Consider the following 14,180-nt stretch of genomic DNA (forward strand, 5'->3'; position numbering starts at 1 on the left):
CGGGCAAGATGCCCGTGCTACTCATGGGCGGGACGCCCATGCTACTTATTCCCAGCGGAAGTTCGTCACGATCAGCATCTTGCCCGTGCTCGCGTCGCCGCCGGGGCGGCGGACTTCGAGCATGTCGGCGGCCGCCAGGGCGGCCAGCGTTTCATTCGTCTTGCGATGCTTGAAATCGTTCGAAGCCAGGCGGACGGTTCGCCAGGCGCGCGAGCCTTCGGCCTTGGCGATGGCGGCGTAGTCTTCCGTGCCGCCGGGACCTTTGCTGATTCTCAGGATCATGCTGAGTTCTTCGTCGGCCGGCGTGGCCACGTCGAACGCCAGCACCGCCCCGGCCGGAGCGTGCCATTTCGGGTCGCCGATCTTGTACGTGATCGTGCATGCCCCGGGGCGGATGCCGATCCCGCGCCGGCCCTGCGGCCCGCGCGAGAGGATCGCGTAGGACTTGAACGGCGGCCGCGGCTCGGTGCTGCGGCAATACTCCATGAACCCGTCGAACCCGAGGCGGCCGTCGTGGATCTGCCTGCTGGGTGAGTCAGTGGCCGCTGCGCCGATCTGCGAAGGCACAACTGCCGCCAGCGGCGTCGAAATGCAGGCGCCGTTGCGATAGTAGATGTTGGCGAAGGCGAAGAGATACTCGCCGGCGTCCAGCACAGGCGTGGCCGCCTGCCAGACCTTGCCGCGCCGGACAGCCCGCACGTCGCGCCAATGGCGGTTGAATGGCCAGAGGTTTGCCACGGCGTAGAGCATCTCCACCCGGCGGACGTCGGCCGGGCGGTCGGGGAGAACCTGGAACAGCGGCGACTTGTCGGCCGCCAGAGTGAACCCGGCCTGGGGCTGCCTGGGCCAGCGCGGGCGTCCTTTGAGGAACGTGTCCATCCACAGCGGCAGGGACCGGGCCTGCGGGGTGAAGACGTGATGATTGAACCGCGGCGTGAAGGCGGCGCAGCGCGGAACGCCTGGCGGGATGGCGTTGAGCGTGTCCCACGCGCGGTCCATGTTGCCATGCACGTCGTTGGTGGCGCTGAGGAAGAGCATCGGGAACCGCACCAGCGGCGCGCAGCTCTGCGGGGCCAGCGTCGCCAGCCAGCGGGCCTCGTGCTCGGGTGGGGCGTGCTTGCCGCTGTCAGGTCCGTAACGCGGAACGTCGCGGACGGTGTTCCAGCCCGCGCCGTAGATCGCGCAGCCGGCCTTGAGGCGCTCATCCACCGCCAGGTTCCACATCAGCGTGCCGCCCATCGAGATGCCGAACGCCCCCAGGCGGCGGGGGTCGACCTCGCTCTGGCGTTCGAGATACGTCAGGGCCCGGCGGCACACCAGCGTCCAATGGTACCAGGAGTTGTCCTGCGGGCGCGGCAGGGTGCTGAATCCGTTGAACGTGACGTGGTTGCCCTGCGCCAGGGCGCCCCACTGCGTGTATTTCTCGCGCCCCTCGCGCTGCCCGCCCCAGTCGAACGTCAGGGCTGCATACCCGCGCCGCGTCCAGAACGCCAGCCACGCCGGATCAACCGTCTGACCGCCGCCATGAACGTGCAGCATGCCGGGCAGCTTTCGCCCGCCGGTGGGAGCGGCGTACACCGCCAGCACGCGCACGGGCTGGCCCTGGTGCGTCTCGGCGGTGAACCGCACCTCTTTATACGCCACGCCGCCGCGCGTCCAGCGCCGCAGCACTTCTTCATCGAGCGCCTCGGCGCGCGGGTCATACCCCGCCCACACACCCGCAGGGGAAAGATTTCTCAGATCCGCCGCATGCGGCTTGGCATCGTTTGTCTTCTTGCGTTTCATGACGAACTCCTGCGCCAGATACAACCACGCCGCCCGGCCGTGGTCAAGGTCCAAGACCTGTCCGCCAGCCGTAACGTGCGGGCTCGCTGCCAGGCGTGCGGGCGCGGGTTCGACATTGAAAATAGCCATACACCCGGCGACGGTAGTTGTTACAATTCTTTTATTCCGTCAAACAAACCGGATTCTGGGACTGTATTCAAGACCATGACCCACCATAAATTTACCCGACGAAGCTTTCTCAAGGGGGTCTTCGCCGCTGGAGTGGCCAGTGCCATGCCTCACTCGCTGCTGGCGTTGGAGGGCGGCCCGGCCGACCCCAACTGCGTCGCCCTTATGTCCGACCCGCACGTCAACACGGTGCTGTACAAGCGGACGGTGGCGCGGGCGATCGCGCAGGCGACTGCCGCTTCGACGGCCCCGGCGCACATGATCCTGGCGGGCGATCTGGCGCTCAACGGTCGCCAGAAGAGCTACGAGTCGATCGGCGAGGTGCTGGACCGCTCGGACTTGACGCGCATGACGCCGCACCTGCTGCTGGGCAATCACGACCGCCACAGCCCGTTCTTCGACGCCCTGGGCCGATACGCCGGCCAGACGCCCGTCAAAGGGCGCCAGGTCGGTCTGGTCGAGACCCCCAACGCCAACTGGCTGCTGCTGGACTCGATGGGCGATGGCGACCCGCGCGGCTGGAGCGGTTGCTCGCTGGGGCATCAGCAGATCGCCTGGCTGACGCACACGCTCGACGCCCACAAGGACAAACCCGCCATCGTCGTCGCCCACCACCACCTCAAGGTGATCAACTGGTCGCGGCGACCGGGCCCCCTGGAAGAGTCCGACCAGGTGCTGGGCCTGCTGCTGGCCCGCCCGCAGGTCAAGGCCTATGTCAACGGACACATCCACGTGTGGTTCACCACCCAGTACCGAGGGCTGCACCTGATCTCGCTGCCCTCGGTGTCGTACACCCTGCCGGTCACCGGCGGACCGCTGGGATGGGTGCTGGCCCAGGCTGGACCAGACTCGCTGAAACTGACCCTCAAGGCCTCCAACCAGCGGCGCAAAGACCACAACCAGACCCTGCATCTGCCCTACCGCGCATCGGCATGACCGCAAAGCACCAGATTTCAGCCGCTGTCTTCGACCTCGACGACACGCTCTATGCCGAGCGGGACTACGTCGCCAGCGGCTATCGCGCCGTGTCGGACTATCTGCGGGATTCGCTCAGCCGCCGCGAGGACTTTGCCGCCTGGCTCTGGCAGCGATTTCTCGCGGGCAAGACCGCCAAAGCGTTTGACGCGATGAGCGAGCATTTCGATCTGAAACTCGACGCGGCGCAGCTCGCCCATCTGGTGAAGATCTATCGCGAGCATCGCCCCATCATCCGCCCGATCGATGGGATGATCGAGTTGCTGGGGTCTCTGCGAAACCGCGGCGTGCGGCTGGCGATTCTCTCTGACGGGTTCCTCCCCGCCCAGCAATACAAGCTCGAAGTGCTGAAACTCGCCGGCCTCATGGATGCGGTGATCTTCACCGAGAGTCTGGGTCGCCAGTTCTGGAAACCCTCCCCCGCCGCCTTCGAGACCCTGGCAGTCAAGCTCGCCCTGCCCCACTCGTCGTGTCTGTATGTCGGTGATAATCCCGCCAAGGACTTCGTAGCCCCCAACGCCCTGGGCTGGCGGACGATCCAGTTCCGCTTTGACGGGCAACTCCACGCCGCCAACCCCGCGCCCCCCGGCGGAGCGGCGCAGGAAACGGCGCGCGGATTACCTGACCTGGCGGCGAACATTTCTTAACCGGACCTCCCGACGAACAATCTTGCCCGCCTTCGGCACGAGTGCCGAAAGAGCTACAAGCATCACAAAGTTGTCGCGGCCGCGGCCGCGCAGTATCTTCTTGGGGCCGGCGGGGTTCATTGGCCGGTCAAGGAGTTGCACGATGATCAGCCGACGCAGATGGTTTACCCTGGGCGCCCTTACCGTGCTGGTGCTGGAAGGCGCGGCCTTCATTGTGGCGCGGCAGCTTGCGCCCCATGAGGACCCTGTCGACGAACCGATGACCTGGGCAGTCCCAAAAGCCGCCGAGCCGTCAACTCCCCCTGCGGCGGATACAGAGGCGCGTCCGGATCTTGCGCCGGAGGCGTCTGCGGACACGCGACCGGCGGCGTCATCCTCCGCGACAGCGATTCAACCCGCACGCGCACCGGCTGCGGCGGCCTCGCAGCCCGCCGCCGTCAAACCTGCCCCGTATAAATACCCGCCGCGCCCGGCCGCCAAGCCGGACGACTTCAACCTGGTCTGGGAGAGCAACCACCGGGGACTGGAGCTGGATTTCGCCGGAAGCACCCTGCAATATCCGCGCGACGCTGTCGCCGGGCCTTACCCGGCCCCGGGCAACCCGCCGGAAGTGCGCGTCAGCAAGAAGTGGCCGGTTGTGACCATGATGGCCCGCTGGTCGATCCCGGTGGACCTGTACCCGGCCAAGTACCGCCCCCACGCACTGGACATCGTCATGCTGCGAGTGTGCGACCTGGAGAACTACAACAAGGCCTATCCCGCCGTCGTCCGCTCGACGACGCTGGACGCCAAGCCGGAGTTTCTCACGCCGGCATGGACGCCGCTGATTGAGGGCTTCGCCCAGCGCATGGCCGGGCGGATGATCGGCTACACAATCCACGGAATCAGCACGTTGGGCGATTACGACATCAAGACCACGATGGCTGCCGGAGCCTCGGCTGACGGAAGCACGATCTTCTACTACGACAACCCCAAGAGCATCAGCAAGCACCTGCGCACGCGGCAGGTGGTCTTCGCCGCCCACCGCAAGGGCGGGCGCATCTACCTCGACCTCAAAGGCATCTACGTCTGCTCCGACACGCTGTTCAAGGGCATCATCATCGACCGCGTCGCCGACAACACCCGCTACCTGGCCGACCGCCTCTGCCATTACATGGGCGACGAGGCCGCCCGCGACGTCGAACCATTTCTGCAGTCCATCTACAAACGGCGCGGCGACAGCCCTACTCCGCCGCAATGAACAAGCAGTGTGCGCGTCCACGACGCATCTGGAGTGCGGCAGCCTTAGCCGCCGCACTTCACCAAAAAACGATCGGCCGCTCCGGGGGCGTTGGCACCGAAACCTCGCGCGGCAGGGCGCAAAAAAAATAGGCCAAGGCGGATTAGGACTGATCAAGTTTGGCCTTGACCAATCGAGGAGAGCCTTAGCCTCTTGTGAAACAGGTGCTTGAAACTGATCCTCAAGTGAATGAGGTGTCAGTTTCCCTCCCTCTTTCACCTGTTCCAATTATTATGATAGGCAGGCCAGGGGCGGGTTCCAAATCGAACAGGCAGAAATCTTACGGCATCTCGCACACGTCCCCGTCGCAAAAGCGGGACTCGAGCTCCTCCTCGTGTTCCAGGTCGCCCTGCAGCGGGCGCAGGCCGCTGACGATGCGCTGGTACTGCTGGCGGGTGATCTGTTCGTATGGAGGCTGCTGGTATCCGTGCCCGCGCGAGGGCAGGAACACGACAGCCTTGAGGCGGTCTTCGTACGCCCGCAGCAGGTCCGGCAAAAGGCCGCCCTCGCGATCAGGGTCGAACTCGGCGGTGACGCTGACCTGGTTGTCCGACCAGAACCGCTGCATCTGCGCGGCCAGATCAATCTTTTCCTGCAGGGGCACGTCGCTCTTGCAGCGGCCTAGTCGCTCGACGTGTACCGGAAACGACACCACCACGGTGTTCTGCGAATACGCGTCGTCTTCAACGTGATAGCCGCTGCGGCGGCACATCTCCACCAGCGGGTGCCCCATCGTCACGCGAACGCGGCGGATGTAATAGGGCGCGTGCTCCCAGTGAACTCCCGGCGTGGCGCCGGCCAAAAGGCTAACCGTGCCCGAGGGCTTGACCGACGTGAGCTTGATCGACCGGGGCACCGCAAGGGCAGCCGAATGCTCCTCGTCCAGCCGCCGCAGAAACGCATACGCCCGGTCGCACCAGCGGAAGAACTCCTCGTGGCCGAACTTGTCGAGGGCCTGCACGATCCCCGTCATCGAGCAGCCCAGGCGGCGGTTTCGCAGCATGACGGCGTTGGTGAGAGCGTCTTCGGTCTCGACCAGCGTGACGGCTTTGGCGTACTTGTACGCCACCGCCAGCGTGCGCTGGTAGTCCTCGAAGTTTTCGTGATGGGCCGGAAACGTCTCGACCAGGCAGCACAGTTCGCGGTCCCACAGCGTCTGCTCGACGCAGGGGTTTGAGCCTTCGGCCTGCTCATCGAGCCAGTTGGGCTCGTCGCCCATGCGCCCGTAGGCGCGGGCATTTTCGAGCCACAGGTATCCCGGTTCGCCGGTGGCGGCGGTTCGCCGCACTGCCGCCGAGTAGTCCATGCCCGCCCGGGCGAAGATCGAGTTGTTCGACGCCCAGCGATACTCGAGGACCTTGGTGCGGTCCTGCTTAAGGTCCAGAAACTGCTCGTCGTCGGCCTCGCCGAAGGCGATCTGCGCTGAGCGGCGGATTCCGCCGGCGACCACGCAGCGTCCGATGAGATTCATCGCGTCGACGATCAGCCGCGAGTCGATAGCCCGCCCGACGTAGGAGTCCAGCAGCGTCTTCATGTCCTCGAGCATCCGCGACAGGGGGCCGGGCCCGCTGGCGAATCCGCCGAAGCTGCGCAAGGCTGACCCGTGCGGGCGGATCTGCGAGAAATCCCAGCCCGCCGGCAGCGCCGCCTTGCCCACGTACGCGTTGAGCAGCCGTTCGATAGCGCCGGCCCAGCCCTCGCGACTGTCGCCGATGACGTGTACCTCCTGGCTCGTCCGCGGCGGATGGAGGGTCACCTGCCCGCGTCCCCGCGTATCAAACCCCACGCCGACGCCGAGCATCGACATCTGGAGCATCCACAGAAACGGCCCGGCGAAGTCCGTCGCGAGATCTTTAGTCGAGACGAACCCGCAGTTATTCAGCGCCGCGCCGCCGCGCTCGTAGACGAACGGCGTGCCCATGATCCACAGCCCGCGCCCCGGCGGGGTCCACTTGAACGCCCACAGGCGCTCGTACGCCTCGTGCGCCTCGTGCAGCGCGCGGGCAGGGTCCCACGCCAGGCCCGCCCGCAGGCAGTGGGCCCGCTGGACGCTGAACATGCCTTCGATGACGCGGCGGCACGTCTGCCACCAGCTCTCGCCCCCGCGGCTGTACGTCCGCTTGTACGTCGCCCATGACAGCGGTCCAAACCCCCACCGCACCGCCCGGGCAGCGTACGCCCGGCAGAACTCCTCATCCAAGCGGAAGAGGCCGTGCTTGTCGATGTCCAGGATCACAGAGATCACCCGCCAACCGATATTCTAGCCCGCCCAAGGTCTACCGGAAACCCATCGAAGACATGGCCGCCACCGACAGGCAGGTCGGCGGCGCCGACGGCGACCTCATGGACCTGTACATCCGCTATGAGCAGTTGTCCGACGGAAAGCTCTCCATCACTTCCTCTGGGCCGGCGACCCGATCCTCGCCACGACCAAGGCCCCGCCCGGTTGGCACGCCGACTGGATCAAGCACCGCTACGACCGCTGACGCGCATCAGGTTGCACCACGGCGAAATCGCCGCAGCAGCGCAATGCCGCAGGCGGCGAAAACGGCCAGGGCGCCGGGCTCGGGGACAACCTGCACACTGCCGCCGGCATAGAGCGATGTGAGATCCCAACGGAGCCCTGCCTCCAACGTCGGCAACAGGATCGTCTCAAAAGACCCGCTGGTATTGCCTCTGAAAAGATCGAAGCGATTGCCGAAATCGGGCCTGAAACCATAGATCAACTCCACGTCCAGAACCCCGCCCAAAACCAGGTGGTCGCCGATAACGAGTTGATCGTACTGAAGACCCGGCGTCAGACCCGACAATTCCATCGTCAACACATTGTCGCTGTCCAACGTTGCGCTATCCAGATGAACGGCCGCCGGGCTGTTGCCCGGCGAGAATCCGCCCGAGAAAAGCACCTCGCCGGAATAGGAGCCTCGCCCGCTGACCAGCCCCGTAAGGCACAGCGGCGATTCCTCGCTTTGAGCCCGAATGACGCCTTGGTTGACCACCCTGCCGTCCAAGGTTCCCATTGCCGTCAATAATCGCCCCTCTTCGACCCGGGTGACGCCATCAGCCGCCGGCGGGATGTCGGTGATCCCGGGCCCGCCAGATCTGACCGCCAGCTGGGGCGGAGCGGACGCCTGTGTGGATGTCCGCAAAGCCAGGTTCCGTGGCAGGAGCAGGAACTTCTTGCTGTCGGCGGCAAGTTCATAAGCCCGTCGGGGGTAATCGCCGTCGGTCACAGCAGCAATCACCGGTCGCTGTTGGCTGATGGTTTGTTTATACCTGCCGCCGGCGATCGCGGTGTGTTGTCCCGTCCAATTCTGGAGCGATTCACGCGAAAGCCTGATTCTTGATGAGGCGCGCCCGGCCTCGGTCGTCGGGCGCAGGGCAAACGGCGTCGACGGGAGCTGTTCCGAAGAATCGCCGGATGCGTCCCTGAGTTGCATTGACTCATCCGCCGGTGTACCGCCCATCGCGAGGGCGTCTTGGCCCTTGGGTTCGTCATCCCACCCGGCGCGCGAAGCTCGGCGCGATGCCGGAGGCGTTGCAGAGGCCCCGGCCGATGCCGCGGTCTGCTGCGACAGCGACGGCCTGTTCGGACGGGCGGCGTCCCGATTACCGGCAACTGGAGACAAACGTGCGGTTGGCGAAGACTGGCCGGCGCGGCCAACCGGTGGCGTCGCGCCCACAGGCTGGAGGACCTGCTGTCGCGGGATCAACGGCGGCAGGCGATGCGCCGCGGCATCCTGCAGGGGGTCCCTCGCGGCCAAGGCGATGAAACCATCGCCCCCCTGCCGTGCGGCAGAGACCCCGGGAGCTTCAAGCGGCGGTTGCAGCCGGGGCGTCTCGACGACGCTATAGGTCGTCAAGGCTGCAAGGACCAGGCCCGCCGCAACGGCGGTCTTGGACACGGTCACGCTGCCACCGCCAACTCCGGCGGGGATGGCTGCGGGGGCAGACAATGCAGAGGTGTTGGAAACCGCCGCGGTCACGAAACGCTTGAGCTGCAACATCATCGCGCCCAGCAGGGACACGACCACCCCCTTGGCGGTCAGCTCCCGGCGAAGCGAGGCGACGATCCTTCCGATTCGCTTGGCCACGCCCTGCTGGGTCATGCCCAGCGATGCCCCGATCGACTGCTGCGTCATGTCGTTGACCAGATTGTCCAGAAGCAATTGCCGATCCTGTGGGGAAAGCCTCTGCAGGCACTGCGCCAGGATGGCGAAGGACTCCTTGCGTTCGGCCTCCCCATCGCCGCACGAGAACGGTTCCTGCCGCCCCTTCTCGCGTTCGCGATAGGTGCGACTCCTGCGCGATCGGATCATCGAGGCGGTCACATTGAGGCAGCACCGATGCAGCCAGCGGCTGAGGCTGGTATCGATTCGCCCGGCATTGTGCACCATCGCCAGCAAGACCTGCTGCATGGCATCTTCGGCATCGGCGGTGGAACCGAGGCGCCGATAGCACGTCGCCAGCACCACGTTCTGGTACTTGCCGACGAGGGAGGATATGGCTTGGCGATCTCCCTCAACGGCATAGCGGTGGAGCAGGTGTAAGTCGTCCATATGCCGAATCCTCAAGCCATAATTCTATCCTCAATGTCGAATTCCGCCAAGCCCCTTTCTTGGTATAAATGCTTTGTCTTTGCAGGCTTGCGGCACTTGGGTGTAATTAAGTTAAGTCGCTTCCGGGCGGCGTTTCACAACCAGAAAATAAGATCATTCTTTGGAAATTTCAACGCCGGATTTCCCGCCTCGATTTTTTCAAATGGCGGTTGTGCCCGACGCCCGTGCGGCGACTCATCAACGGTCGCGAGACTTTCCCTGGATGTAGACTCGCTTCGTCCGGCGGTCGCCCAGGGATGCGTCGAATGTTGGTGTTCGGCGTCCACAAATTCTTAGATAGCGGCCAGGAGGTATACGATGATCAATCTGAAAGTGGCGGCGGTTGCGATGTTGCTCTGTGGGCTGTTGGTCGCCGGGGGAGCCTCGGCGGCGATTACCGTTTACAGCACGTATATGGACTTCCAGGGGATCGACCCGGATCCCTCCTTTGACTTGGACGGCAGCCCCATCGTCTTCACGCAGACCACGGCGTCCTACCTGTCAGTCAGCACGACGGATTCTTCGCGCTGGTTCTTCGCGGGGCAGCAGTCCTACACGTCCGACTATACCAGCGACTGGACGGATTCCACCTGGTTCGAGAAGACCAATTCCGAAAGCTACATGAACGTCGACAAGGCGGTGGTCAACAGCACCGGCAGCAGTTTCAGCGGCTACACGATCACCCTGCACGTGGCGACGCTGGTAGCTGATAGTCTGACCATCAACGGAGCGTCCTTCGACGCCACGATCAGCACTGTCACCGATTCCTACGGCGACGTCACCACGACGATCTCGATCCTGTTCGACACGCCCATCGCGTCGGGCGAGTCGTTCGACCTGTCCTATATCCTGGACCTGAACGGGGTCGTGACACCGCCGCCGGATGACGGCACGTACGGCATCGACGAGGGCGGCACGCTGTCCGACACGGTGAGCGTCGATGAGGTCGCCGAGGCGCCCGAACCGGCCACCTTGACGCTGCTTGGTCTGGGTGCCGCGGCTTTGTTCGCCCGTCGGCGGCGTGTCTGACCTAAAACATCCCTGGAGGAGGCAACGTCATGAAGTGGTCTGCTGGAGCGATAATAATGCTATTCGTCCCGATGCTCTGGGCGGAGCCGTCTCATGCTGCCGGCATGTTCAGTTCGGTAGGCCACGCGATCGGAACCTGGGACCCGGATCATCCCGGTTACGTTCTGGTCGGCGGCGAATCCCGCCCCGTCACGCTGCTGGGATTCTGGGAATACGACCCGTCCGACATTCGACGGAGCGTCTTCTGGGCGCTGAATGACATCTCGGGCTGGGGCTGGGGCCGGGGCGGTGGAAGCGGAACGGGGGGGTGGGGAGGAGGCGCATTCGGCGACCAAGAATACCGGCCTTGGGAGGAGCTTCCGGCACGATCGTCGTATTCACAACCGTCGTACTATATTGAAGAAAACCCTGCGATCAACCACAGCTACTTCGATATCGAAGAGGCTCCGCAAGTCACTGCCGACAGCTTCGGGATTGAAGAATTTCCCCAACCCGGCGGCATCTCGGACGGGTTTGGCCTCGACGAATCACCACTGGCGGCGGATCAAACCGTGACCACCGCCGTCCCCGAGCCCTCGGCATTCGCGCTGGCTCTGGCAAGCGTCGCGGCCTTCATACGCCGCAGGAGGAAAGCATGAGACGCACAGACGATGCGGACCGGAGATTTCATGCCCCCGCGAGGCCGTGGCACGCCGCCACGGCTGTCATCGCCGCGGCGAGCATATGCCTGTTCGTGGCCCAGCCGCAAGCGATGGCAATGGTCGTCCGCGGCGGCGACGGCAGCGGCAATACCACGACGCCCGTCGATGATCCCGGGTGGGCAAACGTGGGGCTTTGCGGCAGCGGGACGGCCGTGTACCTGGGCAACGGCTGGGTGATTACCGCCTCCCACGTCGGGGCCAACAGCGTCACGTTCGGCTCGACGACTTACACCGTCGCCAGTGGCACCTACCAGCGGCTGCACGATCCATCCAGTTCCAGCACCCTGGCGGACCTGTGCGTCTTCCAACTCAGCACGATTCCGACGGGCTTGACCAGTGTGACCATCGGCGACTCATCACCCGTCTTGGGTTCGATGGTCACCGCCATCGGTTACGGGCGCAATCGCGCGACGTCTGCAACCAGCTGGTACGTGGACATCGACACGAATCCGTACACCTGGAGCGAGACGCCCTTCTCGGGGTACGACGCACAGGCCGGCGGATTCAAGACGACCTCCACTCGCACCAAACGCTGGGGCGAAAACGCCATCAGCGGCAGCGAGACCCTCAGCGGCAGCTACGGCACGACACGCATGCTCAAAACGACGTTTGACGCGTCCGGCAGCGCCAACGAATTCCAGGGGATCGCCGGCGATTCGGGCGGCGCCCTCTTCTGGAAGAACGGGAGCGATTGGGAATTGGCGGGCATCGTGCTCTCTGTGGGAACGTTTTCCGGACAGCCGGGCAGTACCGCCGTCTACGGTAACGTGACCTATATGGCCGACCTGGCGCTCTACCGGGACCAGATTCTCGCGATTACTGCCGTTCCCGAACCGGCCACATTGACGCTGCTGGCAACTGCGGCCGCCGCGATTCTGCTCAGACGCCATCGCCGTTGAGGCCCCGAGATTATCGCTCGTACGTCCCAACCAGCTCGCCCTGGTCCAGGATGTGGCCCTTCATCGCCGCCAGGAGCTGGTCCTTGGTCTGCCGCGGAGGCAGGTCCAGGGCCCGGTCCAGGGCGTAGAGCTTGAAATGATAGTGATGCACGCCATGGCCCTTAGGCGGCCGCGGGCCGTCGTATCCGGCGTTGTCGGAAGTGTTCACGCCCTGCACTGCCCCGTGCGGCTCGGGCGGCTTGTCGGCGGGCTTCACGCCCTCGGGCAGGTACTTCACCCCCGCCGGGATCTTGTACATGACCCAGTGTACCCACGGTTGGGGCGTGGGCGCGTCGGGGTCATCCACGATCAGCGCCAGTTCCTTGGTGCCTTCCGGCAGCGCCTGCCACTCCAGCGGCGGCGAAACATTCTGCCCGTCCTGGCTGTACTTCTCCGGAATCGCCTGCCCGTTCTCAAACGCGGTGCTCTTGAAGGCAATGCTCATAGGCTTGTCCTTTCCGGGATTGGATGAATTGTAGTCTCGCCATAGCGCCTCGCTCCTTGTGAAACGGCACACTTCCGACATGCACGTTTCCAAGACCCCTCAACCAGAGTGGTATTTGAACGATACTGTCACAATCTGACAGTTTCTTACAGGAAAGAATGGCACCTCTGGCGAAGTTCAGGGCGTGCCACGACTCACGCAATAACTTGCCGCACAACAGCCAAAGCGGCAGCTGCTGCTGCCGCACTCCATATCACTCGAATCGCAGGTAGATCATCTTGAGATATTCCGCTTCCTTGAATGTTGCGGGGTGATCGAGCGGGTGTTGCATCGTTTGGAGTTGAGAAAACCTGCGGCCGCTGGCGGCGGCGGCTCGATGCACGGCGGCGAAGAAGTCGGGGGCGCTGACATGGGCCGAGCATGAGGCGGCGGCGAGGATCCCGCCGCGGTCGAGTCGGGCGATGCCCAGCGCGCTGAGGCGCTGGTAGGCGGCGACGGCGCCTTCGCGCTGGGCGGCGCTGCGGGCCATCGACGGCGGGTCCAACACCACCAGGTCGAATGGCTCCCGCGAGCCGGCCAGCCACTCGAAGGCGTCGGCCTGGACGCTCTGGCGCCGGCAGCGCGCCACGCCGGCAATGTCACGATTAAGATCGAAGTTGCGCTCCGCGGCGGCCAGGGCGTGGGGGCTGATGTCCAGGTCGGTCACGGCCGCCGCGCCGCCGCGGGCGGCGTAGACGGAGAAGCCGCCCGAAAAACTGAAGGCGTTGAGGACGCGCCGCCCGGCGGCTAGCGACTCGACGATGCGGCGGTTCTCGCGTTGGTCGAGAAAGAACCCGGTCTTTTGCCCGCGCAGCACGTCGGCTTCGAACTGCAGACCGCTCTCGCGGAACAGCACCGCTTGGGGCGGCTGGTCGCCGGCCAGCACCAGGCCGTCGCTGTAACCGCATTGCCCCGCCAGCGGCTGGATGTTGCGGCTGAGTCGCAGGACCACCCGCGGCCAGGGAAGCTGCCCCTGCAGCAGCGCCAGCGTCTCGTCGAGGCGGGGCAGCCACGCGGCGGTGTATATCTTGAGCACCAGCGTCGTATCGTAGCGGTCCAGCACGAGTCCCGGCCAGCCATCGCTCTCGCCGTGGATCAGTCGATAGCCGGTGGTGTTCTCGTCGAACAGCCCCTCGCGCCGCGCGACAGCCGCCGCCAAGTGCGATCGCCACCACGCCGCGTCGATCATCTGCGGCTTGCCCGAATGCAGGATGCGAACGCGGATGGGCGAGTCGGCGTCGTACAGCCCCACGGCGAGGAACTTGTCCTTGCGGTCATAGATCACCGCCAGCTCCCCCGTGCGCCCGGGGCGGTTGGCTTGCGCGACGCTGTCGGCAAAGACCCACGGATGCCCCCCGCGCACGATGCCCTCAGCCACGGCAGTCAGCCGCAGGCGAAGCGTCGCCGGTTTGTTCGCTCTTTCATTCATGGCAGGCGCCGCGATTGTATCAGGGAGACCCCGAATGACGCGAATGGCGAGGAATAAAAACCGGGCGCCCGCTATATGTTGACAGCGTCATGGCGAAGTTGCATATTAGGTCTCGACAGGGTCTCATAGTCAAGGCGGGGCAACGGC

The 14,180-nt window shown here is 64.9% G+C and carries 11 protein-coding genes; 6 read left to right on the top strand and 5 right to left on the bottom strand.

Features of this window, described 5'->3' with window-relative positions; all coding sequences use genetic code 11:
• Positions 1 to 45: 45 nt before the first annotated feature.
• A complete protein-coding gene (locus tag ABFD92_07225; protein ID MEN6504313.1) occupies positions 46 to 1,785 on the bottom strand; it encodes an acetylxylan esterase in 1,740 nt (579 codons plus the stop codon).
• Between the two features lie 273 nt (positions 1,786 to 2,058).
• On the opposite strand from ABFD92_07225, the gene ABFD92_07230 reads away from it, so the two are divergent.
• The 3 genes from ABFD92_07230 (at position 2,059) to ABFD92_07240 (ending at position 4,815) form a co-directional block, all read left to right on the top strand.
• Positions 2,059 to 2,889 carry a metallophosphoesterase gene (locus tag ABFD92_07230; protein MEN6504314.1) on the top strand — a complete coding sequence of 277 codons (831 nt, stop codon included), beginning with the start codon at positions 2,059 to 2,061 and terminating at the stop codon, positions 2,887 to 2,889.
• A complete protein-coding gene (locus tag ABFD92_07235; protein MEN6504315.1) occupies positions 2,886 to 3,575 on the top strand; it encodes an HAD family hydrolase in 690 nt (229 codons plus the stop codon). The genes ABFD92_07230 and ABFD92_07235 overlap by 4 nt, the downstream gene beginning before the upstream one ends.
• Before the next feature lie 142 nt (positions 3,576 to 3,717).
• Positions 3,718 to 4,815, top strand: coding sequence for a hypothetical protein (locus ABFD92_07240; protein ID MEN6504316.1), 1,098 nt, complete (start codon positions 3,718 to 3,720; stop codon positions 4,813 to 4,815).
• Between the two features lie 319 nt (positions 4,816 to 5,134).
• Here the strand turns inward: ABFD92_07240 and ABFD92_07245 are convergent, their stop codons facing one another.
• Positions 5,135 to 7,099 carry a fused protease/ribonucleoside-triphosphate reductase gene (locus ABFD92_07245; protein ID MEN6504317.1) on the bottom strand — a complete coding sequence of 655 codons (1,965 nt, stop codon included), beginning with the start codon at positions 7,097 to 7,099 and terminating at the stop codon, positions 5,135 to 5,137.
• A 247-nt stretch (positions 7,100 to 7,346) separates the two neighbouring features.
• The gene (locus ABFD92_07250) at positions 7,347 to 9,413 is read right to left on the bottom strand and encodes a sigma-70 family RNA polymerase sigma factor (GenBank protein ID MEN6504318.1); all 2,067 of its coding nucleotides are present in this window, start codon (positions 9,411 to 9,413) and stop codon (positions 7,347 to 7,349) included.
• A gap of 357 nt (positions 9,414 to 9,770) precedes the next feature.
• Here ABFD92_07250 and ABFD92_07255 point away from each other — a divergent pair, with 357 nt between their 5' ends.
• From ABFD92_07255 to ABFD92_07265, 3 genes are read left to right on the top strand one after another with little or no spacing between them, the layout of a single operon-like run.
• Positions 9,771 to 10,481 (top strand): PEP-CTERM sorting domain-containing protein, encoded by a 711-nt coding sequence (locus ABFD92_07255; GenBank protein ID MEN6504319.1) that lies wholly within the window; start codon positions 9,771 to 9,773, stop codon positions 10,479 to 10,481.
• A 29-nt stretch (positions 10,482 to 10,510) separates the two neighbouring features.
• Complete coding sequence (locus ABFD92_07260; GenBank protein ID MEN6504320.1) at positions 10,511 to 11,119, top strand: PEP-CTERM sorting domain-containing protein; 609 nt, start codon at positions 10,511 to 10,513, stop codon at positions 11,117 to 11,119.
• Positions 11,116 to 12,081: a serine protease gene (locus ABFD92_07265; GenBank protein MEN6504321.1), complete on the top strand. Its 966-nt coding sequence runs from the start codon at positions 11,116 to 11,118 to the stop codon at positions 12,079 to 12,081. The genes ABFD92_07260 and ABFD92_07265 overlap by 4 nt, the downstream gene beginning before the upstream one ends.
• 10 nt (positions 12,082 to 12,091) lie before the next feature.
• On the opposite strand, the gene ABFD92_07270 is transcribed toward ABFD92_07265, so the two are convergent.
• A complete protein-coding gene (locus ABFD92_07270) occupies positions 12,092 to 12,565 on the bottom strand; it encodes a YbhB/YbcL family Raf kinase inhibitor-like protein (protein ID MEN6504322.1) in 474 nt (157 codons plus the stop codon).
• A 253-nt stretch (positions 12,566 to 12,818) separates the two neighbouring features.
• A complete protein-coding gene (locus ABFD92_07275) occupies positions 12,819 to 14,033 on the bottom strand; it encodes a class I SAM-dependent methyltransferase (protein MEN6504323.1) in 1,215 nt (404 codons plus the stop codon).
• Positions 14,034 to 14,180 lie beyond the last annotated feature (147 nt).

Source organism: Planctomycetaceae bacterium (assembly GCA_039680605.1).
Lineage (GTDB): Bacteria > Planctomycetota > Phycisphaerae > SM23-33 > SM23-33 > JAJFUU01.

Bases quoted from the DNA above. Each gene is read 5' to 3' on its own strand.
- ABFD92_07225 (MEN6504313.1), bottom strand. From the start codon at position 1,785: ATGAAACGCAAGAAGACAAACGATGCCAAGCCGCATGCGGCGGATCTG.
- ABFD92_07230 (MEN6504314.1), top strand. From the start codon at position 2,059: ATGCCTCACTCGCTGCTGGCGTTGGAGGGCGGCCCGGCCGACCCCAAC.
- ABFD92_07235 (MEN6504315.1), top strand. From the start codon at position 2,886: ATGACCGCAAAGCACCAGATTTCAGCCGCTGTCTTCGACCTCGACGAC.
- ABFD92_07240 (MEN6504316.1), top strand. From the start codon at position 3,718: ATGATCAGCCGACGCAGATGGTTTACCCTGGGCGCCCTTACCGTGCTG.
- ABFD92_07250 (MEN6504318.1), bottom strand. From the start codon at position 9,413: ATGGACGACTTACACCTGCTCCACCGCTATGCCGTTGAGGGAGATCGC.
- ABFD92_07255 (MEN6504319.1), top strand. From the start codon at position 9,771: ATGATCAATCTGAAAGTGGCGGCGGTTGCGATGTTGCTCTGTGGGCTG.
- ABFD92_07260 (MEN6504320.1), top strand. From the start codon at position 10,511: ATGAAGTGGTCTGCTGGAGCGATAATAATGCTATTCGTCCCGATGCTC.
- ABFD92_07265 (MEN6504321.1), top strand. From the start codon at position 11,116: ATGAGACGCACAGACGATGCGGACCGGAGATTTCATGCCCCCGCGAGG.
- ABFD92_07270 (MEN6504322.1), bottom strand. From the start codon at position 12,565: ATGAGCATTGCCTTCAAGAGCACCGCGTTTGAGAACGGGCAGGCGATT.
- ABFD92_07275 (MEN6504323.1), bottom strand. From the start codon at position 14,033: ATGAATGAAAGAGCGAACAAACCGGCGACGCTTCGCCTGCGGCTGACT.